Origin of the sequence: Algoriphagus winogradskyi, assembly GCF_900182815.1 — a bacterium.
Lineage (GTDB): Bacteria > Bacteroidota > Bacteroidia > Cytophagales > Cyclobacteriaceae > Algoriphagus > Algoriphagus winogradskyi.
Map to the genome: position 1 here is coordinate 75436 of NZ_FXUA01000002.1, position 21762 is coordinate 97197.

Genomic DNA, 21762 nt, shown 5'->3' on the forward strand with positions numbered 1-21762 from the left:
AATGGGAGCGAAAGAAGGATTTATACAATTCAAAAGAGAAACTCCGGTTACCCGTGACGCGAAAGCTAGAATAGGTGACTACAAGGAAATATATGAGCCATTTAGTGGCGAAAAGTTAAATAATCAGGCTGCACGATGCATGGATTGTGGGGTACCGTTTTGCCATAATGGTTGTCCACTTGGTAATGTAATACCGGATTTCAATGATGCGGTTTATAAAAACGAATGGGAGCAAGCGATTAAAATTCTACGCAGCACCAACAATTTCCCTGAATTCACAGGGAGAATTTGTCCAGCTCCGTGTGAAGCAAGCTGTGTATTAGGCATCAATAAAGATCCCGTTGCGATTGAATTGATCGAAAAAAACATCGCTGAGAAGGCATACGAACTAGGCTTGATCAAAGCAAATCCGCCAAAAACACGAACTGGAAAATCAGTTGCTGTAGTAGGCTCTGGACCTGCAGGACTTGCAGCAGCAGACCAACTAAATCAAGCAGGGCATGAAGTAACGATTTTCGAAAAAGACTCAAAGCCAGGAGGATTACTTCGATTTGGCATTCCAGATTTCAAGCTTGAAAAATGGGTGATTGATCGTCGAATCGAATTCATGAAACAAGAGGGAGTAATTTTCTCATGTGATACTGAAATAGGTTTCAATATCAAAGCGGAGAATATTCTTAAAAACTTTGATGCAGTGGTACTTTCCACTGGAGCAGGACAACCCAGAGGATTAAACATCAAAGGCGCTGAAGCAAAAGGTGTTCATTTTGCCATGGAATTCTTAGGCCAACAAAACAAGGTGGTATCTGGTGAAATTAAAGAAAACCCAATTTCTGCTAAAGGTAAGCACGTCATCGTAATAGGTGGTGGAGATACTGGCAGTGATTGTATAGGCACATCTAATAGACATGGAGCTGCTTCAATTACTCAGCTTGAACTATTGCCTAAGCCTCCTCAGCAGAGAAACACTCTGAATCCTTGGCCAGAATGGCCTATGACTTTGCGTACCTCTAGTTCACATGAAGAAGGTGCTGAGCGTGTATTCTCTATTCTTACTAAGGAATTTATCGTAAATGATGAAGGGCAAGTAACTGGCTTGAGTCTAGTAGATCTAGAATGGGTACATAAGGATGGTCGAATGGTTTTCGAAGAAATTGCTGGAACCGAACGTACCGTTCCATGTGATCTCGCATTCTTGGCGATCGGCTACACTGGGCCGGCGCAGAATGGTTTACTAGCAGCATTTGGGGCAGAAACTATGGAAAACACGCTTCCGAAGTCTAAAAATTATCAAAGCACTAATTCAAAAGTTTTCCTAGCTGGAGATATGCGAAGAGGTCAATCTTTAGTCGTTTGGGCGATATCTGAAGGTAGAGAAGCTGCTGTAAAGGTAGATGAATACCTAATGGGAGAATCTAACCTTCCACAGAAAGACGAATCGTTCTTCCAAGTGGAAGAGGAAATATTAGATTAAATAAGCTGTATTTCAAAGACAAAAAGCCATCCCGAGTGTTCAGGATGGCTTTTCTAGTATTAAGAGAAAAGGAGAATTAATTACCTCCTCTTCTCCCTTTCCGTGGATCACCTTCGATTTGCGCATTTGGTCTGCCTCTACGACGATCATCCATTCTTTCCGCCTTGATTTCAGTCCATTTTGCTTTCTGCTCTTCAGTTAGCACCGCCTGGATTTTAGCATCCTGGGCTTTCAATTCCTCCCTCTTGGCTTCCATTTCTGCTTTTCGTGCCTCCATTTCAGCTTTTCTTTCAGCCATTTCGGCCTCATTCTTTTTAGCATACTCAAGGTTGATTTCTAAGATCTGCTTTTTCTGTGCTTCAGTAAGTGAAAGTGACTCAGCCATTTGCTCAGTAGATCGCTTTGCTCTTTCTTCCGCGGTTGGTCTTTCACCACCTCTCTTTTGTGCCATTGTGCTTAGGCTGATCATAACCATCATACCTGTAGCGAAAATCCATTTGTTCATGTGTTCTAGTGTTTAGTTACACGATTTAGACAGACCTAGAACAGATGAGTTTAATCACACATAAAATTGTTTTTGTTAACAAATCTAAATTATCTATCTCTCTTCAGTCAGTTCTTTCTGCTCACTAGGGCGCACCGCTTTAGGTTTGATAAGCAATCTTAGGCTTGGGTCGAAGCTCAAATAATTCCAAGACCAATCGAGGAAGATAAATACTTTGTTTTTCACCCCAAGGATCGCCATCAGGTGAACAAATAGCCAAGTAAACCAGGCAAGAATGCCCTGAAACTTGATAAATGGTAAGTCAACCACGGCCAATTTTCTACCTACAGTAGCCATGGAACCCAAATCCTTATATGTAAAAATTTTCTTCTCTTTGCCCTCTTCGATTCTTTGAAGATTAGTTGCAAGGCAAACAGCTTGTTGAATAGCTACTTGAGCAACTTGAGGATGACCCTTTGGATACTCCGCCTGAGACATCAAACTAATATCTCCCAAGGCAAAAACATCCGGACACCCTTTAACTTCAGAAAAATCATCAACGAAAATTCTACCATTCGGGGCATAACTATCCTCTTCAATACCCCCAATTCGATTCGGTTTGATACCAGCAGCCCAGAGAAGGGTTTGCGTCTGAATTGCTTCTCTATCTGCTAGAATTACTTCCTCTCCATTATAGTCTTTCACCAAGGTTTTCAGCATCACTTCTACCCCAAGATCCTGCAGATACTTCAATGCATGTGCTTTTGACTCCGGAGACATAGAACCTAGTAAATCTGGGCCTGCCTCTATAAGCACTATCTTCATATTATGGAAATTCAACTCGGGATAATCCTTTGGAAGCACAGTATTCCTCAAATCGGCCATTGCTCCGGCCAGCTCTACTCCAGTTGGTCCGCCACCGACGATCACTACATTCATCAATGATTTTCGATCCTCAGATCTCTCAATATTGATAGCACGCTCGTAGTTGGAAATTATCTTATTCCTGATGTAAAGCGCCTCAGAAACAGTTTTCATTGGAGAGGCAGATTCTTCTATATTTTTATTTCCAAAATAATTAGTGTCCGCCCCCATTGCCATCACCAGATAAGTATAATCTAAGTATCCCATGTCGGTATAGACCCGCTTAATTTTTGGATCAAAGTACTCCACCTGCGCCATCCGAAAAGTCACATTTTTTGACCCATGAAATATTTTGCGTAGCGGAAATGAAATAGCGCTGGGCTCTAGGCCTGCTGTAGCCACTTGATAAAATAAGGGCTGAAACTGATGGTAATTGTGCTTGTCCAAAAGGATCACCTGAAACTTCTTTTTCATCAGCTTCATTGCAAGCTTTAAACCTCCAAAACCTGCGCCTACAATAACTACTTTCGGTAAATCTGATTTGGGAATGTTTGGGAGAGGATGGGAAAGAAAATCCGACATAATAAAAGTGTTTTAATTGCTTACGATTTATAAGCTATTTTGGGCAGATTTCTGGGATTAAATTACCAAAACTTTCTTCTGAGTTATTCATTTTTCAGCCTAAACGAAAAGAATTGCTAATTTTACCACGCTAATAGTTTATAACCATGGGAAGAGCATTTGAATTCAGAAAAGAGAGAAAATTCAAGCGTTGGGACAAAATGTCCAAAGTTTTTACGCGTCTAGGAAAAGAGATCGTGATGGCGGTGAAATCGGGTGGTCCCGATCCTGCTTCTAATCCAAGACTTCGTACAATCATCCAGAATGCGAAGGGAGCACAAATGCCCAAAGACAGAATTGAAGCAGCTATCAAGCGCGCCTCAAATAAGGATGAGAAAGATTACGAAGAAGTGGTTTACGAAGGCTATGGCCCTTTCGGAATCGCTGTCGTGGTAGAAACCTCCACAGACAACATCAATAGAACTGTCGCTAATGTGAGAAGCTATTTTTCTAAAGCTGGTGGCTCACTAGGAACGTCTGGATCCGTGGTTTTTATGTTTGACAGAAAGGCTGTTTTCCGCTTTGCAAAAGGGGAGTTTGACCTAGAAGAATTAGAGTTCGAATTAATTGATTTTGGCCTGGTAGACATTGATGAAAACGAAGGAGAAATCTTCGTTTACACAGAATTTGAAGACTTTGGCACCATGCAAAAAGCACTAGAAGAACGAAATATAGAAGTTATCAGCGCGGACTTTCAACGCTTCCCGACTACCCTCACAGAACTAGATGAGGAGCAGGAAGAGATTATCAATAAGATGATAGAAAAGATGGAAGATGACGATGACGTAAATCAAATTTTCACAAACATGGCCTAGGCACCCGCCTAGGTTTTTTTATTTTATGAATTTCCCAAAAAGAGAAAATTTCCAGGCTGTAGAAAAGCCACTAATTATTGTAGGAAGTAAGAACCCCGTTAAAATAGATTGTACTGAATCCGCTTTTACTGAAGCTTTTGCTAAGGGATTTGTGGTAAATGGCATCAATGCTGCCTCGCAAGTTTCCGATCAACCCAAAGGTGATGAAGAGACCTATTTGGGGGCCAGAAATCGAGTAATCAATGCAAGAAAAACCTTCCCTGAAGCAGACTATTGGGTGGGTATAGAGGGAGGAATAGCTGAGGATGAAGGAGGCATGTACGCTTTTGCTTGGATATATATCGAAGATAAAACTGGGTTAAAAGGCAAAGCAAAAACTGGAATTTTTTACCTCCCAGAAGTCATTGCTAAACTCATTCAATCTGGAATGGAATTGGGGGAAGCTGATGACCAGGTTTTTTCTCAAGAAAATTCAAAACAAAATGGAGGTTCTGTGGGCATCCTAACCCATGGTGTACTTACTAGACAAACCTATTATAACCAAGCAATTATACTGGCTTTGATTCCTTTTATGAACAAAGAACTGTATTAAGAGAATCGATTTTTCTAATTTTTTTAGCTAAGTACATTTTAATCGAAAAAAATTTGATTATTATTGAATAATTGAAATTTACAACTTTGATTTATCCTATAGAGACGGAATATTCCAACTATCTCTAATAAATCAATACTAGTAGAAGTTGCTTAAATCACCCCTATCATTAAGTAGCTATAGACCTCTCATTGGAGAGGTCTATTTTTTTAAATTCTTTAGAAAGTTATTCAAAGCTACTCTCCAATCAGGATCAGCATCCCATTCAGGGCCTATGTACAGCTCCTCACGAACAAGAAGCTTGATGTAATATTTTACAACTATCCTTGAAGCAGCTTCATCCGTTCTTGGTTCTAACCCCATACTTTTCATCAAATCTGCTTCTCTGCCTTCTACTTTTACCAACAGAAACTGGACTTTTTCTTGAATTAATTCTGCTTCAGATTTTGCCTCGGTGAGCCACTCAATTTCATATGGATATTCCTGCTTGAGCACTTGTTCGATTCCGGCTTTTTGAGCTGCCTGCTCAGCCAGGATAACTTCGGGCGACTTACCATACATATCATACCTAAAGTAACTAAGTAGGCCTGTTTCTGCTGATGAGCCTTCAATTGTAATCCCTAACTGAAACACATCAAGGTTGAGCGGATTTTGGGGAATAAATTTGAGGTTAGATGTCGTTTCAGTATTACTGATACTTAGAAACTCAGGCACTTCTAAAACAAGAAGATTTTGTGTCGGCTGAAGTTCACCTATACTAGCAAACTGGCCAGTAACCGCGCCTATATCAGCTCCTGTTATGCCATAAAGCGATTTACTTGGAATAATATTTTTGTCACCGGTAAAAGACCCTACGTGAATATTCATCTGATTTTTCTGCCTGGTGATTAGAATAATATTCTTAACAAGCCGCTGCTGAAACGCCTTGGCAAAGTCTGTCTGCACAGCCTCAGATAGCGCTACTTTCTCTAGTTCAAAATAGGCCACAGGATCTCCACCTGCCTTTACCAGTGAATTGTGCACGCTATCTGCCACTTCTTCCCAAGTCATGATGGGTCTAGCAGAAGGGTCGGCTGAGACTAAAACCACCGATTTTCCATTAAAAAATGTCTGAGGTAGAGCCCCTTGAGCCGAAACCGGCTTGTGATTTACTAAAAGAATAAAAATAAAAAGGATATTATATTTCATGAATTCAGAGGTGTGATCCACTAAGCTTATTAATTTTACCAATATACATAACGCAAAATACTTTCCTTGATGCAACTCTCAATCAAAAACGCAATAAGTTGTTTCTTATTTCTACTAATTTTTCAAGCGAATGGGCAAAGTATTTCTCCAAAAAGTCTCATTGAAAATATCAAGTATTTATCTTCTGATGAGCTTAAAGGCAGAAAAACTGGCAGTGAAGGAAATGCTGAAGCACGTTCTTTTATTCTTGATCAATTTAAAAGCATTGGACTGAAGACGCAATATGCCGATTATCAGCAAAAGTTTACTTTTGAAAGTAGGAGAGATAACAAAACATACGAAGACGCTATTAATATTTTAGGGTTTGTAGCTGGTAAGGAGTCAAAAAAACTGATTGTAATTACTGCGCACTATGATCACGTGGGGATAGGCAGGCCCAATGCAGATGGTGATACCATTTACAACGGTGCCGACGACAATGCATCAGGAACTGCCGCATTGATAGAATTAGCCAGGTATTTTAAAAAACATAGACCTGAGCACTCCATGATTTTTGCTGCATTGGACGGCGAAGAGATGGGATTACAAGGTGCAAAAGCATTACTTAAAGATTTCCCCTTTGAATTAGATCAAATTCTTCTCAACATCAATATGGATATGATTTCCAGAAATGAAAAGGGAGAGCTATATGCTTCGGGTACTTACTACTATCCCACTTTTAAAACCATCTTAGAAGGAGCGTCTATTGGTTCTACTCCCAAGTTAATGTTTGGCCACGATGAACCGAACACAGGAAGGGATAACTGGACTCAATCCTCAGATCAAGGACCATTCTTTAATGCGAATATTCCACATATTTATTTCGGCGTAGAAGATCACCCAGACTATCATAAACCAAGTGATTCTTTTGAAAATATAGACGAACAGTTTTATATCAATGCTGTCAACCTTATCTTGAAGTGTACAATAGCATTGGATGTGGAATTACCCAAAGAGTAAGGCCTCTCCTTTCCATTGGTTTACTTCTTACTTACCTTAGACTTTTAAGCACGCAACTAACGCGATATTTTGGCTAAAACTGATTTTATCACCAGGCTTTTGATATGGAGACTCAGACACATGAGTAACCAAACCTTTATCCTACTTCTCAGCGGGATAATAGGTATATTATCAGGTCTTGCCGCAGTGATTCTAAAGGAAGGAGTACATGCTATTCAGCATTTTCTAACGGAAGGGTTTTATAAGGAATATGCCAATTTCCTTTATATCATCTATCCACTTATCGGTATTGTGACAGCCTACATCTTAGGAAAGTATATTTTCAAAGATTGGGGGGGGCATGGAATCCCGGATATCCTGTTCAACATCTCCAAAAAGCAAAGCATCATTGCAAGAGTAAAAACCTACAGTCGTGTAGTTACTTCTGCTATAACTGTTGGATTCGGTGGATCTGTCGGTCTTGAGGCACCAATGTTAGTAACAGGCTCGGCGATCGGATCTAATGTTGGATCTCTTGTTCACCTGAATGCAAAAAAGAGGACACTCCTGATAGGCTGTGGTGCAGCCGCTGCCATTTCTTCCATATTTGGCGCTCCGATAGGCGGAGTGATTTTCGCGATAGAAGTAATCATGATGGAAATCAGCACTGCTAGCTTTATTCCCCTGTTGATTGCATCTGTTACCGGCTCTTTGACATCCATGGTTCTTATCGGCAAAGACTCCGTTTTCAACTTCAAATTGACTGAAAACTTCCAGGCTTCCCACATGCCTTATTATTTGCTGCTGGGAATAACCTGCGGTATAGTATCTCTCTATTTTAGCCAGGCTGTAAGAAAAACAGAATCTTTGATGGAGAGTTTTGATAGCCAAGCTTTGAGAATACTTTACGGCGGGGCAATCTTGGGAATCATGGTTTTTTTCCTGCCTCCTATCTATGGAGAAGGGTACGAAACACTTAACACGCTAATCGATGGAAACTCAAGCCAATTACTTGAAAGAAGTCCTTTTTTCTCGATTATTGAGAACCCCTATATCATCATTATTTTCTTAGCCTTTATCATCTTAGTAAAGCCAATAGCATCTGCAGTCACTCTTGGGGCAGGTGGAAGCGGAGGAATATTTGCTCCTTCCTTATATGTAGGTGGTATTTTAGGTTTTCTTTTTGCCTACACAAGTAATCTTTTTGATTTTACAATTCCTCTTCCTCTCGCTCACTTTACTTTAGTTGCTATGTGTGGAGTGATGGCAGGAGCTCAGCACGCACCTCTTTCTGCGATATTTTTAATAGCGGAATTAACAGGAGGTTATGAGCTTTTTGTCCCATTGATGTTTGTTTCGGCGATTTCTTATGTAACTAAGACTGCCTATCAGAAAGACAGCATCTACATGATTCAACTGAAAGAAAAGGGCAGAAACTTACCTGAGTCAAAAGATCAAGAACTTTTGGAACTCATAACCATTTCCCATGTAATTGAGCGAGACTTGCTTCCAATACACCCTGATTCGAAATTGAAAGATTTGATCAACTTAGTGAAAATATCCAAGCGCAATATTTTTCCTGTAGTAGATGAGTTTAAAGCTCTAAGAGGTATAGTCACCTTAGATGATATTCGGGACATCATGTTTGATCGAGAGAAGCAAGAGAACTTGACGATTAAAGAGCTAATGCATAGTCCCCCTGAAATCCTATTGGCTACTGAGAATATGCAAAAAGCTATGGAAAAATTTGAATTGTCTGGTGCATGGAACCTCCCTGTAATCGAAGATGGCAAGTATTTGGGCTTTGTTTCCAAGTCAAGAATCTTCAATGCATACCGAAAACGGCTCATCAAGCAAAAGCAAGATTAACGTAATTAAGAATAATATTTGGAAGAGTGGATTATCCACTTTTTTACCTCTGTGTTTTAACTGATTTTTTCAAGTTAGGCTGCTTTATCCACAAAATTACCTTTAAAAAACTCTATATATTTAGCTGTTTTACAGGCGATTAGCTATAGAATATTAACAAGTGTGGATAAATTATCGAAAATGTGGATAAAAAATACTTGCTTTTTTTAAACCTCAAATAGAGCCCAAAAACAAGGATCGCATGATTAAATAGGTACAAGTTTGAACTCCAAAATTTAACCTGAAAAACACCTATTTTCGATCAATGCTAAAAGATAATTTTGTGGGGCTTCAATTCCTTTTAAATAATTGAGAAAAACAGGAGTACAAAAACAAGAAATTGAAATCCCTCAAACTTTTACATCAAATAATCCTATTTTAATAGTACAAATCCAACGTTTATATTCCCATACCTATTGGAGGAAGATTGTTCATCTGCCTTAGAATCCAGACTTGCCTCCCTAAGATATATGGGGTTGGTCTGGCTGGTGACCATCTTCTTGGATTAGGAAGAACTGCAGCTATCAAGGCTGCCTGATTTCGGGTTAGTTTGGCTGCTGGTTTATCGAAAAACTCCTGAGAAGCAGCTTCAATACCGTAGATTCCCTCGCCCATCTCTATCACATTCAGGTAAACTTCCATGATGCGCTCTTTAGGCCAAATTAGCTCTACCAACACGGTAAAATATGCCTCAAGTCCTTTCCTTAAATAATTACGCGATTGCCATAGAAAGACATTTTTAACTGTCTGCTGGGTAATGGTACTCGCTCCCTTTACACGCTTTCCTTTCTTGTTGTTTTCCCATGCCTTTTCCATCGCTTCAATATCAAACCCATTATGGTCAAGAAATTTTTGATCTTCCGATGCATACACAGCTTGGGGTGCGTTCTTGGATATTTCACTAAATGGAACCCAGTCTTTCCGAAGACGAACCTCTTTTTCAGAATCAAATGCCTGTTCAAAAACTCTAATAACCATTAATGGTGTGAGTGGCACAGGAACGAAACGATAGAGAACAGTCAACCCCACGGATAAAATGAAAAACCACATAAGCGTTTTCCAAACCAATCGCCATAGCCACTTAAGAACTTTCATATTTTCGTTTTAAACGGTAGCACTCACCTGTATAAAATGGTAGAAAAACACTGCATTATCATTCAAGGCAATAGAATCAAGATCATGCTCCATTGCCAAAACATCTTCTTCTGTAACCAATTCTGCTTCGATCATTCCAGAAGCAGCACTTTTCATTAACTCCTTCCAATATTGAGTAATTTCTTTAAGCTCCTCAGGTTTTCGCTGATCTAAGTGAAACCCTCCATGAAATAGCCCAATTTCTCTGTAGCCAGCATTCCTCAACAGATTACCAAGATTAGCCCCAATATCTGGATTACCACCCAAAGATACCTGCAGATCATTGTAGTTTTTATAGTATTTTGTCAACCCTGGAAATGCAGGATGAAAATAGAAACTAGAATTAAAAACCTCTGTAAACCAGAGCTTAGTCTCAGGAAGAAGATAGGGCTTGATGGCTACCAAAACTTGAGCTGCATCAGGAATATGCTCTAATGCCCAGCAAATGAATACTGAATCATAGTTCTCTTCAACCTGTAGTTTTCGGGCGTCTTGACAGACAAATTTAACTCTATCCCCAGCAAACGCTAAATTCTGTCTGGCTCTATCAATTTGACTTTGGGAGTAATCTACGCAGGTAATCTCAAGGTCAGGAAATAGCCTTAACAAAACTTCAGTTTGCGCCCCTACTCCAGAACCTACTTCAAGAAGTTTTTTGCAGCCAGAAAAATCAACCCTAGGGTAAATTAAAGAACCAAGCACACCGGCTTGGTCCATCAGCCGCTGTTGCTCCTTAGGAATGTATCCATGTAAATATGCAGTCATGTCCTTGGATATTTGCTCTCAAAATTATCAATAAAAGAACAAATACTGCACGTCAGTTTGGTGAAGGAGATGACTTCTTTTTCAGAATCACAGGTTCTGAAAGTTTTGAAGCAACACTTTCCATAAAATACTTAAGGTTTTCATATTCACTTGCAGGAATAAGTGGGTTATTCACTACGAACTTCGCTGAAATTGTCAGACCATTATTAACCACAAAAGGGGAGTAAATAAAAAGTACATACTCTCCATTAATAGTATATCCAGCTTCCAAAGGGTAATCATCTAATTCATATCCTTCTGGAATATTAACGACAGTATTGTACGTTTCTGTAAAAGCATAACCAAAATCGACAGGAAACATCCTGTACTCTTGAGTAAAAGGATTCTCAGAGAAAGAAGAAAATTTAAGTGGGTTAAATAAAATCATCTCATTCGCTCCAAAATCGGTAAACTTTGTGTCGAAACTCATAACGAGAAAGTCTTTTTCCTCAAGCAAATTATTGACCTCAAAATTTTCAAAAACTACTCCATCCTCCTTATCAAATAACTCCTCTAAAGACTCCTTTCTTTTTTCGATTCCACTTATTTCTTGAGCCAAACTAAGACCTCTATATCTATAATTTCGGTGAGAATTGGTCATTATTAGTTGTCCTTCCTCATTCATCTCAACCCGACCAAAATATTGAGAATTAGAATTATGCTGGATATCTATAGGGATGAGCTTACTTTGATCTTCCTGTAAATACAGGCCTCCCTTCACATGTTTATCTAAGTCAACGTATCCAAAAGGTGCGTCAGGCTGCGATAAATCAAGATATTGAGGCTTCCCATCAAGTACTGCTAATAACAATATTTCATCAAACTGATTAAGAAATGGGAACGGCACCAAGTCGCTTCTTCCATAGCCTTTACTGCCAATAAGAACTGGCTCACAAGGAATTCCTTCTGACTTGAGAACTCCCATTAGTGCGAGCATAAGCTCTCCAGGGGTACCTACCTTAGACTTTAGCAATTGATTGAGATTTTGTTGAGGATAAATCCAGTCATCACCTTCTACTCTAAAGTTATTTCTCAAATAATAATAGGCCTTCTGGGCTGTTTCCAGCTGTGTAGCACCCTTCAAATCAACGTCAAGGAATTCTTTTGTTATGGGATTATTTCTATAAAATCCCTTCTGCGTATAGTGAGAAATTACTTCGTCACCCAGCACCTCCCAAGTATTGAGCACATCCTTCCATTGTATACCCATATCTCCAGAGGTTCTATATTGAGCCAATTGAAATTCTATTCGGTCCACATAGTCTCTATAATTCTTCATAAATGGCTCTTCTTTCAGGGAATGTAAGTCCTTTAGAGTCCAAGTGTAATTATCAAATTCGTGGGTTTTCTCTACACTACTAGCGAAATTTTGACCTTGTCCCATGGTCCTATATTCCAGGTTAGGGTTCATTTTAATTCCATATTGACTGTATAGAGTAGGAAGTGTATTTTGAAATGTCCAGCCGTCAATAAATGTGAGATTTTTATCCACTTTTTTGTATTGATACTCGATGATAGACCCCACCTGTACATTCGGAAAAGAAATCCTTAGTTCCTTATATCCACCATCCAGATCTACTTCAAAAATACCATCCTTAGAAACCTTTACTGTTTCTGCATTGCCATTTGCAAAATTTGTTGTTTGGGCCTTCACCCCTGAAATGTCCTCCATTCTTTGGTCCCCGGCATAATAGCGAATACGGATATCGGCATTTGCCTTACCTGCTTCGGAAAGCACTTTCATGCGGATAAAATAAGTGGTTTCGAGTAGCCCAGGTAAGAATTTAGAATTCCCATACGACACTAATATCACAGCTGATGCATCTGGCTCAAAAGCTACCTCAGTCAAAGAAATCTCACTGTCGCTAAACTCTCCCAGTTTAGCTATTTGAGAAAATGTAATCCTCGAAATTAGGATCAAAATAAGGGTTAATAAGGTTTTATTCATTTCTACTTGCGGCTGTGTTTTTGATAAAATAGAAGTTAGAAGCGCCTAGCGTATTAATTCGTTTAATAAGTTCTGATTTAGATTCATCAGTCATTTCTTCACCGATTGAGAGTTTCATTTCTCTTTTTACATGTAGGTATTTACCATCTAGCGACGCAGATAATGTCACCGCTATTCCTTCTTCCTCAATCGATAAATTACCTGGAAGATTTTCTGCTTCCATCACCTCAGGAAGCTCAATTACATACTCATCAATTTGACTAAGTGAATTATTGACCAGCATCTCATCAGTTACTTTCCCCAGAAATGGTTTTAAAATCATTCGTTTAGCAGTATTCTGGACAAACTTTTGAATAAATCCATTGTAGCTTACCTCTGCCAGCAAAAGGGAATCTTTATGATCAACAGACAGCTCATATTGCTGAATAATTAATCCTGCAACAGGTGAATTTCGGTTGAAATAATCGCGCTGTTCTCGGGTATCGAGATGTTGCTTTACCATAAGCATGTCTTCCGCAAAATTGCCATCAACTTTAAGCCTCGTTCCAATGGAAGCGTCTCCATTATTATCAATTTTCACCTCATTTTTGCTGTGGATAGTATTCCAGTCGAGTGAATTATAGGAAGGTGTTTTAGTCAAATAACCTCCTTCTCCATCAATGACCAAAACGTGCCTATTCTTGGTAAAGTCTCCTAGAAACCCAGCGGGAAGAGAGTTAGAAGTACATTCCAACCAAACTGGACTCTGTCCTTCTTTCATTGGCACCTGCAGGATCACATGGTTAAATTGATTGGAGGGAAGATCTATCTCGATATCATCCGCATCCTTACCAGCTTGTACCAAGGTATAGTTGGAGCTGATCCCGACAGCCTTCAACATTGCTTGCATCAAATTTGTCAATCCTTTACAGTCTCCATATGCATATTTCACTACATCTGAAGCTAGCATAGTTTGCCACCCACCAATTCCTAATTGGATACTGACGTAGCGGTAGTTTTTTTGCAGGTAGTCATAGAGAATCTGAATTTTCTCGTACTCACTCGAAGCAGTTGACACCATACTTAAAAGCTTGGCTTGAAAATCCTCCGGAAGAGCTTTTCGCTCTTCATTTAGCTTAAACTGCCATGCTGCAAGCCCAGACCAATCTTCCATTTTGCCTACATAATCCCCCATCCCAAAACCAATAGGTGCTAACAATAGCTTGTGATCATCTTCCTTCTTCAAATCAGGAGTTTGAACTGGAAGATCTTTTTCTACCCAGGTAATTTCAATTTTATTGTCAATGGCCTTTTCGCTTCTCTCACCTAGCAAATTCACCGCTTTATACCTTAAGCCAATTTGCTCTGGATAGACCACAGTTAGCGTGGATTTCAACACCTTCTGATTATAGCGATGTACAGGTATCCAATCTCTCAAATGAAAATTAGTGGAAGATTTAGTCTCTATATTAATAGTAACCTGTATTGGGAACTTACTGCTTTTTACCTCAAAATACTTATGCCGATTATCATCAAAAATGCTGCTGGTAGAATAGATAGCTGCATCAGTCATGTCCTTTGTCTTCGCCTTCTCTATAGTTTTACCACTCAGCGGATCGGTAATTTCTATCTCAACATTTTCAATGTCATTCAACTTATTGTAAAAAACGGAGGTAAAAGCATGGCCTAATCCATCAGGCGAAAAGATGGTAAACTTGCGCTCTATTTTGTAGGTAACTTCATAGGATTCTGAAATTTCTATTCGCTGATCCTCTGTTAGTAAAGAATAGATGGTGGGATCCTCTTTGGTTGGAATTGTATCAACAGGGGCTTGAAGACCTAAGAATAAATAGGCTGCTACAAGTATTAGCATGCGAAAGTCATAGTTAAATTTGTGCAAAATAGATTTAATTACCATTAAAACTAAGCCCATATTAAAATAAATTATTAGGATAAAATGAACGTTGCGCAAACAGGATAAATCACTCTGGTACTAAGTACATGAGTTTGTAAATCCCACTAAAACTTCCCTAATTTGGTTTATTACAAAAAAAAATATTCCATGCAACCAGTGATCATAGGTAGTTTTGAAGAGTTTGAAAAGTACAATGGACAAAAATTAGGTATGTCTGAATACTTCCAAATCACTCAGGAACAGATAAATATATTTGCAAAGGCCACGCATGATCACCAATGGATTCACACCGATCCTACAAGAGCTAAAGCTGAAGGAGCATTTGGAAATACAATCGCCCATGGTTACCTCACACTAAGTATTGTCCCGCATCTTTGGGAACAAATCGTAGATGTAAGAAATCTGAAAATGATGATCAACTATGGAATTGAATCCCTGCGATTTGCGAATCCCGTTTTGGTAAATAGTGAAGTTCGTCTGGTAGCCACTTTAAAAAATGTAGCTAACCTGCGAGGAACAGTAAAGGCTGAAGTAGAAGTAAAACTAGAAATCAAAGACCAAAAAAAGCCAGCTTTTACAGGCGTGTTGATATTTCTATATCATTTTCAGTAAGTCAATACAGAATCTCCTTAATCTATAGTAAGTTACCTGCCAAAATCAACAAATCGATTAGGTAATTAGCTGATGAGCAAATATATTAGTTGGAGCTAACCTCCAATTATATGAAACTTTCTCCCGGTCTTCTCATCCTTCTTGTTCCGTTTATCTTTTTTGCCTGCGAAACAGCTAATACTTCCGACAACTCAGAAAAATTAGATCTCGACTTAGAGATCAAGGACTCCATCCGCGTCGACTATATTGGTAAGCTCAATCTGATGGATGTCAATCCTGAGTTTAAGAAAATTTTATTCTTTGATCCGCAGAATATGAAGTTTGTCAGTACAGACTTTGATGGAAAAGTTCTAGGTGAGTTCAGCAAAGACCGAGATGCACCGGATGGGTTTGGTTTTTATCCAATGGCTGCCGGAAGATTCAATGCATCACAAAACATCCAGATTGTATCGATGTTTGGCATCTACGAGTACGATCTTGCGGGAAATCTAGTGACAAGTAAAAAAATCCCAAGAGATGAGGCAAAATCCTTCAGTGGTAGAGCAGATGCTAAGCGGGAAATTCAATTTGTAAAGGATAAAATTCTTCTAAGCGGAACGATTGGGCGTGGAGAATACAACAAGACCCAGCCAGAATTTTACGACACTTTTTTACAGCTTGTCTGGGCTGATCCTAAGACAGGGTCCTTTGAGCAATTTCTACCCCTGGATTCTGCTAGTATTTTTCAAAACAATATGTCCCATGAGCCGACGACGCTTTCACCCACGTTTGAAGTGATAAATGACCGCTTATACATCATCAGTGGAACAGACCCATTTTTGAATATTTACGAGCTCGATTCTCCATATAGCAAGCTTGGGCGAATCCCTCTTAACCTCACGGATTACAAACTAAACGCAGGAGAGGATCCAAAGAAAGCAGATCCAAGAGCAATAAGTTATGATCCATCATTTGGTATCATTCAAAAATTAGTGAAGGTGGGAGACAAGCTGTTTATCATATATGAAACCGGGTATAGCGAAGAAGATGCTACCCGCTCTCGCGAAAACATGTCTCAATCTGAATGGGAAGACTTTTATAGCCGTATGAAGGACACCTACAAAATGCGCTATCAGATCCTTGATCTTGATGGCACCATGCTCACTGATGCTGAAGTACCCGAAAACCTAAGCGATTTGTTCGTTAGTCGTGAAGGTGCACTATGGTTTATGGGTAAGCCAAACACAGATGTCGAAGAAGATTTTTTTACTCTCTATAAAGTAGAGATAAACTAAGAAAAGCCGGACCAATGGTCCGGCTTTTCTATTTCAGATAACCTTAGTCTAATCTATTTCGCTCTTCGGAGCTTCCTGAGTTACTTTTCACACGGAAGCTTTCCCCTTTTGAGAAGTTATATTTCAATGTAAATCGAACTCCCTGGTTGCTTCGATACTGACGGAAACGCGTGTCGATATCAGCGAAGTCAACATTTGCTTTTATTACTTGTGTGCGAAAAAGGTCAGTTCCATTTACCGAAAGGGTTATTTTATCCTTCATGATAGACTTGGTAACGCCTGCATCTACCCATCCAAATCCGGCTATCTCTCCCTGTCCCCAAATCTGCGGCCCCAAATACATTCCCATCACTTCCACTTTAAAGCCTAGTGGCAAAACGAAATTGTGCTGCGAACGGACCATGAATGATGTCTGCGAATTGTCTAGGTAATCATCACCAATCTGTGACCGAAAGCGATTGTAATTCACCTGCACCATATTCGAAGTAGACCACCATTCTTTGATATCTACAGGGATAATCGCTCTGAAGTTTGCGTTTCTTGTTTTATCAAAGTTGTCAGTATAGGTAGTCGTAGTCCGGTCTTCATCATTCTGTACAAATACCTGCATAAACGCATCTTCCGTTTCGCTGTACCCAAGTGTGAATTGGTACATACCCTTCACCACATGATTCATCTCAATATTATTGGAGTACTGGGGCTTGAGATTAGGGTTACCCGTTTCACTTGTCAAAGGATCGATATAGTATACAAAAGGATTCAATAATCGATAATTAGGCCTGGTGATTCTGCGATTGACATTGTAGATGATCTGGTAGTTGTCGCTGATTTTATGCTGCAAGAAAGCACTTGGAAATAAGTTGAAATACTTCTGTTTATTTACTTGGTCCAGTGTCACTGAGTTACCGGTGATATTCGAATGCTCACCTCTTAGACCTGCCTGATAGGAAAGTTTTTCTGAGAATTTCCCTTTGTAGGAAACATATGCAGCTAGGACATTTTCATTGTAGATAAACCTATTGCTGCTTGGGTCAGGAATAAAAGGACCATCCTCCAATGCTTTACTTAGATCTAGGTTATTATCAGACTTTACCCAGCTACCTTTTACTCCCGTCTCGATTGTATTTCCTTTTCCTACTGGTTTTACAAAATCCACCTTCGCTGTTAAGATATTGTAATACATCTCATTCAGAGTCAGTATATTACTATTCATCGCATCTGTCATATTTGCGCCAACCCATTGTTGATTGGTAAGCAAAGATTTACTATCAGAATTCATACGGGTAAAGTCCACATCGGAACTAATTTTAGTGCCCAAGGTGTCAAGTTTTGCATCGTAATGAAGATTAGCAAAATATCTACTTCCTGTTCCTGTAGCATCATTAATCGATTCTAGATAACTAATTTCATCCATGCCAGGAGTAATGATATCTGTCAGTGAGTTATTGTCATTTCTATCATGGGAATCCGAAGCCTGTACATTTATGGCAATATTCTGATTCTCATTAATCTCATAATTCGCTGCTCCGGTAAAAAAGAGATTTTTGTTTCTGGTCACAATTCTGGATTCTTGACTGAAATTAGAAATGCCTTCTGGCAAGGTGAAATTTCTGTAAATCTCAAGATCATTGAAATTGCCGTAGTGGTTGTAATTCAAGTTAGCATTTGTACTCCACTTGCCTTTTTTCACATTCAGTACTACACCGGTATTAGGTAGCCACTGCCCGTTATATAAAGCTCCTGCCTGTATATTTCCAAACATTCCATCCACTGTATTCTTTTTCAATTTGATGTTGATCACACCAGCAGATCCCTCCGCATCAAATCGCGCCGAAGGATTATTGATCACTTCTATGCTTTTAATATTTTCAGCAGGCATAGATCGAAGAAAATTCGCCAAGTCTGTGGCACTCATATAGGTCAACCGATCATTGATCATCACTGTAGCACCAGTACGACCATTCAGATTGATGATCCCGTCCTGATCCACGTAGATTCCAGGAGATCTTCCGATCACATCCAGCGCATTTGATCCCTCAGCCATTACGGTTCCTTCCACATTAATAGTGGTCTTATCAGGCTCAATGATGATTTCCGGACGGGTGGATCTTACAGTTACCTCATCCAGACCTGTCATTTCATCCTGGATAGTGACTGGCCCAAAGTTCTTCTTCAATCCAGGTTCAAGTTGAAACACTTCTGATTCAAAAGCGGTAAAGCCAATAGAAGAAACCACCAATTTCACCTTAGCAGTCTTGGTAGATTCAATTAGAAATTGCCCATTTTCATCGGATACCGCACCATCTATAAGATTACCACTAGTAGCGTCGATCAATGCCACATTAGCATAGGGAACGGACAGTTCGTTTTGATCAGTAACTTTTCCGGTAATCACGCTGACATCTTTGTCTGCAGCAGCAAGGTTGCTAATCCCTAGTAGATAGGTGAAAAGCGAAAGAAAAAGTAAGTTGGTAGTTTTCATCTCAATAGTACTTTGTGTGTTATTGTACCACCTATTGAAAAAGAAATGCCAAGGCTTAAAAACCGCCTAAAATAGCCCTATTCGACATTTTTTATTTCTCAGCAAAATAAGAGTGTATCGAAAACGTACAGTGTTATTTCAGCTTTGGACATAAAAAATCCCCGAACGTAATGTCCGGGGATTCCAATTTTAGCTTTAAAAGCTTATTTCTTCAACGCTTCAGCGTAGTTCGCATTTGCCTGATCCCAGTTGATCACATTCCAGAAAGCGGCAATGTAGCTAGGACGAAGGTTTTGATAATTCAGGTAGTAAGCATGCTCCCACACATCAAGACCGATGATAGGAGTTCCTTTGATTTCAGCTACATCCATAAGAGGATTGTCCTGATTTGCAGTAGATACAATCTCCAAAGTACCAGCTGCAGTTAAAATCAACCAAGCCCAGCCAGACCCAAATCTAGTCGCTGCTGCTTTATTGAAAGCTTCTTTGAAAGAATCGAAGTTGGCAAACTTTGCATTGATCGCATTAGCCAAATCACCAGTTGGTGCTCCGCCTCCAGTTGGAGACATGATTTTCCAGAAAAGGCTGTGATTATAATGACCACCACCATTATTTCTTACGGCAGTGTTTGAGCCTGCAAGTTGAAGCAATTCTTCTAGCGACTTGTTTTCCAAGTCAGTTCCTGCGATTGCATTGTTAAGATTAGTTACATATCCATTGTGGTGCTTACCATGGTGGATTTCCATAGTTTTTGCATCAATGTGTGGTTCCAAAGCCGTAGTGGCATAAGGTAAAGCTGGAAGTTCGAAAGCCATTTTGTTTTATTTTAAGGTTAAAAGATTGATTAAAAATCTTACAAATAATCTGCCTTAGCAACCAAGTGAAAACGAAAAAGGTTCTTTACAGATCAATTTCCTTTTATTTTCTCAGTTTTTTGAAAAATTCCAGCAAAAGCTGTTCAGATTCTAAGGCAAGACTTCCTGTGAATACTTTGGTTTTGGGGTGGACTATTCCCGGATTGCTTTGCAAATACCCTCTTCTAGGATCAGATGCACCATAATGAATTTCACCGATTTGGGACCAAAAAAGTGCTCCCCCACACATTACACAAGGCTCTAGCGTTACGTAAAGCCTACAATCATTCAGATATTTTGCCCCCATGTAATTCGCAGCGGAAGTAATTGCAAGCATTTCTGCATGAGCTGTTACATCATTGAGCTTTTCCGTTTGATTGTAAGCTTTGGCAATGATTCTGTTTTTAGAAACTATAACAGCCCCAACAGGAATTTCACCCTCTTCAAAAGCAATTTTGGCTTGCTTCAGGGCTTCATTCATAAAGTACTCGTGGCTGTATAGTTCTATTTCCAAAATGGCCTAGAAAAAATCCAGAATCTCGTTTCTCACGCCATCATTGATAATGAATGCGAGAATCAGGGATACCACTAATCCGATAAATGCCTTGGACACGTCATTTCTAGCCATTTTAAAGGCCCTGAATAACCACGCATTTCTCTTCTCTGCCTTCGCGTGCTTACCAAGTGCAATTGCGATTTCTCTACCTCCAAGTAACCCTATAAATACCCAAGTAGTACTCATCGGAACATTGCTATAAAGCTTAAAGTAGAACAGTATAATAGCATAAACGAAGTCAACAATCGTCGCCGCACGAACATCTGTAACGCTTGACTTTTCGTTTACAATTCCTTGGATTTTATCACCTTTCATGTAGAAAAGGAAGCCTAATCCTATAAATACAAACCCTGCATAAATGGAGAATTCTACTGCATCCAATTGTCTTGGAAGAAATACCGCAATATTTGCAGCATCCTGCATGATCCACACTGCCCAAAGTGTCCCAGAGGTAATCCACTGCAGGTAAATCCAATAAGGTGCTGGTTTCCCTTTTAGGTAATTTTTAACAAATCGCTCAAGAACAAACCATACAGCTATTGCGATAGAGAATGCAAGCAGGTACCCCACAAAGCTCTTAAACATCACGCTAACAATAGTCCCAGCTTTGTATGTAAAGACATTCAGCAACAAAAATGTAGTAGAAACAGGCATTCTGAGCCTGGTCATAATCAAAAGAACGATAGGAGCAGCAAGCTGAAGAAATACAAAGCTTGTCGGCGCTTTATCCAGACCTGGAACAGATAATCTCTGGTAACTCACGTCTCCACTATAGGTAAACCAGCTGTAGGTAACCGTGCCTACGAATATAAGGCCCATGAAAAGCCATAACCAATACCACTTCTTATTATGATTGGAAGCGATAAAAGTACCGATCGTCTGAATACTGTCATTGGCGATAGCAGAATATGCAGCCAAAGCAAAGCCAAACCACATAGCTGCATACGTATAAGGAGTGATTACCGCAGCGATGGATATGAGTACACAAATGATGATAAGAAAGGGTTTCTCTTTCTTGGTGAAATCAAAGAGGGAGTAAGCACTTTTGGAGAGCTTATCCTGATTAATATTTTGGTCTATTTTTTTCTTGGCCATGATTTGCCTTTTGGTCGGTCGCGCAAAATTAAAGAAGATATCCTTCTATCCATGTTATCAAATTGTTAAGTAACTACAATTCCTCTTCAAAAAGGAAGTTTTGCCTTGTTTTTCGCAAAAAAATTTCAACTTTTGCCCAATATTTTATTAAAAATTTGGATTCTAGGATAGTTCAAGACTCTTTT

At 39.4% G+C, this 21762-nt stretch carries 18 protein-coding genes; 7 read left to right on the forward strand and 11 right to left on the reverse strand.

Annotated features, from left to right (window positions below; all coding sequences use genetic code 11):
* Window position 1: 1 nt before the first annotated feature.
* Window positions 2–1474: a glutamate synthase subunit beta gene (locus QOL76_RS04665; RefSeq protein WP_283411868.1), complete on the forward strand. Its 1473-nt coding sequence runs from the start codon at window positions 2–4 to the stop codon at window positions 1472–1474.
* A 76-nt stretch (window positions 1475–1550) separates the two neighbouring features.
* On the opposite strand, the gene QOL76_RS04670 is transcribed toward QOL76_RS04665, so the two are convergent.
* Together QOL76_RS04670 and QOL76_RS04675 are read right to left on the reverse strand one after the other, a co-directional pair.
* Window positions 1551–1979, reverse strand: a complete 429-nt coding sequence (locus tag QOL76_RS04670; protein WP_283411869.1) for a DUF4890 domain-containing protein — start codon at window positions 1977–1979, stop codon at window positions 1551–1553.
* A gap of 93 nt (window positions 1980–2072) precedes the next feature.
* Complete coding sequence (locus tag QOL76_RS04675; RefSeq protein WP_283411870.1) at window positions 2073–3404, reverse strand: NAD(P)/FAD-dependent oxidoreductase; 1332 nt, start codon at window positions 3402–3404, stop codon at window positions 2073–2075.
* Window positions 3405–3550: 146 nt separating this feature from the next.
* Between QOL76_RS04675 and QOL76_RS04680 the strand changes: the two genes are divergently transcribed.
* Both QOL76_RS04680 and yjjX read left to right on the forward strand, forming a co-directional pair.
* Window positions 3551–4258 (forward strand): YebC/PmpR family DNA-binding transcriptional regulator, encoded by a 708-nt coding sequence (locus QOL76_RS04680; protein ID WP_283411871.1) that lies wholly within the window; start codon window positions 3551–3553, stop codon window positions 4256–4258.
* A gap of 25 nt (window positions 4259–4283) precedes the next feature.
* Complete coding sequence (gene yjjX / locus QOL76_RS04685) at window positions 4284–4850, forward strand: inosine/xanthosine triphosphatase (protein ID WP_283411872.1); 567 nt, start codon at window positions 4284–4286, stop codon at window positions 4848–4850.
* 201 nt (window positions 4851–5051) lie between these two features.
* Here yjjX and QOL76_RS04690 read toward each other — a convergent pair whose 3' ends face one another.
* The gene (locus QOL76_RS04690) at window positions 5052–6038 is read right to left on the reverse strand and encodes an NTPase (RefSeq protein ID WP_283411873.1); all 987 of its coding nucleotides are present in this window, start codon (window positions 6036–6038) and stop codon (window positions 5052–5054) included.
* A 69-nt stretch (window positions 6039–6107) separates the two neighbouring features.
* Here QOL76_RS04690 and QOL76_RS04695 point away from each other — a divergent pair, with 69 nt between their 5' ends.
* Window positions 6108–7037 carry a M28 family peptidase gene (locus QOL76_RS04695; RefSeq protein ID WP_283411874.1) on the forward strand — a complete coding sequence of 310 codons (930 nt, stop codon included), beginning with the start codon at window positions 6108–6110 and terminating at the stop codon, window positions 7035–7037.
* A 120-nt stretch (window positions 7038–7157) separates the two neighbouring features.
* Window positions 7158–8885, forward strand: a complete 1728-nt coding sequence (locus QOL76_RS04700) for a chloride channel protein (RefSeq protein ID WP_283411875.1) — start codon at window positions 7158–7160, stop codon at window positions 8883–8885.
* A 438-nt stretch (window positions 8886–9323) separates the two neighbouring features.
* Here the strand turns inward: QOL76_RS04700 and mtgA are convergent, their stop codons facing one another.
* The 4 genes from mtgA to QOL76_RS04720 are packed head-to-tail and all read right to left on the reverse strand — an operon-like array spanning window position 9324 to window position 14662.
* Complete coding sequence (gene mtgA / locus QOL76_RS04705) at window positions 9324–10019, reverse strand: monofunctional biosynthetic peptidoglycan transglycosylase (protein WP_283411876.1); 696 nt, start codon at window positions 10017–10019, stop codon at window positions 9324–9326.
* A gap of 9 nt (window positions 10020–10028) precedes the next feature.
* Complete coding sequence (locus QOL76_RS04710; protein WP_283411877.1) at window positions 10029–10823, reverse strand: class I SAM-dependent methyltransferase; 795 nt, start codon at window positions 10821–10823, stop codon at window positions 10029–10031.
* 52 nt (window positions 10824–10875) lie between these two features.
* Complete coding sequence (locus QOL76_RS04715) at window positions 10876–12810, reverse strand: DUF3857 domain-containing protein (RefSeq protein ID WP_283411878.1); 1935 nt, start codon at window positions 12808–12810, stop codon at window positions 10876–10878.
* Window positions 12803–14662 (reverse strand): DUF3857 domain-containing protein, encoded by a 1860-nt coding sequence (locus tag QOL76_RS04720; protein ID WP_283411879.1) that lies wholly within the window; start codon window positions 14660–14662, stop codon window positions 12803–12805. The genes QOL76_RS04715 and QOL76_RS04720 overlap by 8 nt, the downstream gene beginning before the upstream one ends.
* A gap of 189 nt (window positions 14663–14851) precedes the next feature.
* On the opposite strand from QOL76_RS04720, the gene QOL76_RS04725 reads away from it, so the two are divergent.
* A complete protein-coding gene (locus QOL76_RS04725; RefSeq protein ID WP_283411880.1) occupies window positions 14852–15316 on the forward strand; it encodes a MaoC family dehydratase in 465 nt (154 codons plus the stop codon).
* A gap of 110 nt (window positions 15317–15426) precedes the next feature.
* Complete coding sequence (locus tag QOL76_RS04730; RefSeq protein ID WP_283411881.1) at window positions 15427–16590, forward strand: hypothetical protein; 1164 nt, start codon at window positions 15427–15429, stop codon at window positions 16588–16590.
* A 43-nt stretch (window positions 16591–16633) separates the two neighbouring features.
* Here QOL76_RS04730 and QOL76_RS04735 read toward each other — a convergent pair whose 3' ends face one another.
* The 4 genes from QOL76_RS04735 to QOL76_RS04750 all read right to left on the reverse strand — a co-directional run bounded on the left by QOL76_RS04735 (window position 16634) and on the right by QOL76_RS04750 (window position 21577).
* Complete coding sequence (locus QOL76_RS04735; protein WP_283411882.1) at window positions 16634–19072, reverse strand: outer membrane beta-barrel protein; 2439 nt, start codon at window positions 19070–19072, stop codon at window positions 16634–16636.
* 203 nt (window positions 19073–19275) lie between these two features.
* Entirely contained in the window at window positions 19276–19887 is a 612-nt protein-coding gene (locus QOL76_RS04740) for a superoxide dismutase (protein WP_283411883.1), read from the reverse strand.
* 103 nt (window positions 19888–19990) lie between these two features.
* Entirely contained in the window at window positions 19991–20434 is a 444-nt protein-coding gene (locus QOL76_RS04745) for a nucleoside deaminase (RefSeq protein ID WP_283412534.1), read from the reverse strand.
* A gap of 12 nt (window positions 20435–20446) precedes the next feature.
* The gene (locus QOL76_RS04750) at window positions 20447–21577 is read right to left on the reverse strand and encodes a hypothetical protein (RefSeq protein WP_283411884.1); all 1131 of its coding nucleotides are present in this window, start codon (window positions 21575–21577) and stop codon (window positions 20447–20449) included.
* Between the last annotated feature and the right edge of the window lie 185 nt (window positions 21578–21762).

Bases quoted from the DNA above. Each gene is read 5' to 3' on its own strand.
- QOL76_RS04665 (WP_283411868.1), top strand. From the start codon at position 2: ATGGGAGCGAAAGAAGGATTTATACAATTCAAAAGAGAAACTCCGGTT.
- QOL76_RS04670 (WP_283411869.1), bottom strand. From the start codon at position 1,979: ATGAACAAATGGATTTTCGCTACAGGTATGATGGTTATGATCAGCCTA.
- QOL76_RS04675 (WP_283411870.1), bottom strand. From the start codon at position 3,404: ATGTCGGATTTTCTTTCCCATCCTCTCCCAAACATTCCCAAATCAGAT.
- QOL76_RS04680 (WP_283411871.1), top strand. From the start codon at position 3,551: ATGGGAAGAGCATTTGAATTCAGAAAAGAGAGAAAATTCAAGCGTTGG.
- yjjX (WP_283411872.1), top strand. From the start codon at position 4,284: ATGAATTTCCCAAAAAGAGAAAATTTCCAGGCTGTAGAAAAGCCACTA.
- QOL76_RS04690 (WP_283411873.1), bottom strand. From the start codon at position 6,038: ATGAAATATAATATCCTTTTTATTTTTATTCTTTTAGTAAATCACAAG.
- QOL76_RS04695 (WP_283411874.1), top strand. From the start codon at position 6,108: ATGCAACTCTCAATCAAAAACGCAATAAGTTGTTTCTTATTTCTACTA.
- QOL76_RS04700 (WP_283411875.1), top strand. From the start codon at position 7,158: ATGAGTAACCAAACCTTTATCCTACTTCTCAGCGGGATAATAGGTATA.
- mtgA (WP_283411876.1), bottom strand. From the start codon at position 10,019: ATGAAAGTTCTTAAGTGGCTATGGCGATTGGTTTGGAAAACGCTTATG.
- QOL76_RS04710 (WP_283411877.1), bottom strand. From the start codon at position 10,823: ATGACTGCATATTTACATGGATACATTCCTAAGGAGCAACAGCGGCTG.
- QOL76_RS04715 (WP_283411878.1), bottom strand. From the start codon at position 12,810: ATGAATAAAACCTTATTAACCCTTATTTTGATCCTAATTTCGAGGATT.
- QOL76_RS04720 (WP_283411879.1), bottom strand. From the start codon at position 14,662: ATGCTAATACTTGTAGCAGCCTATTTATTCTTAGGTCTTCAAGCCCCT.
- QOL76_RS04725 (WP_283411880.1), top strand. From the start codon at position 14,852: ATGCAACCAGTGATCATAGGTAGTTTTGAAGAGTTTGAAAAGTACAAT.
- QOL76_RS04730 (WP_283411881.1), top strand. From the start codon at position 15,427: ATGAAACTTTCTCCCGGTCTTCTCATCCTTCTTGTTCCGTTTATCTTT.
- QOL76_RS04735 (WP_283411882.1), bottom strand. From the start codon at position 19,072: ATGAAAACTACCAACTTACTTTTTCTTTCGCTTTTCACCTATCTACTA.
- QOL76_RS04740 (WP_283411883.1), bottom strand. From the start codon at position 19,887: ATGGCTTTCGAACTTCCAGCTTTACCTTATGCCACTACGGCTTTGGAA.
- QOL76_RS04750 (WP_283411884.1), bottom strand. From the start codon at position 21,577: ATGGCCAAGAAAAAAATAGACCAAAATATTAATCAGGATAAGCTCTCC.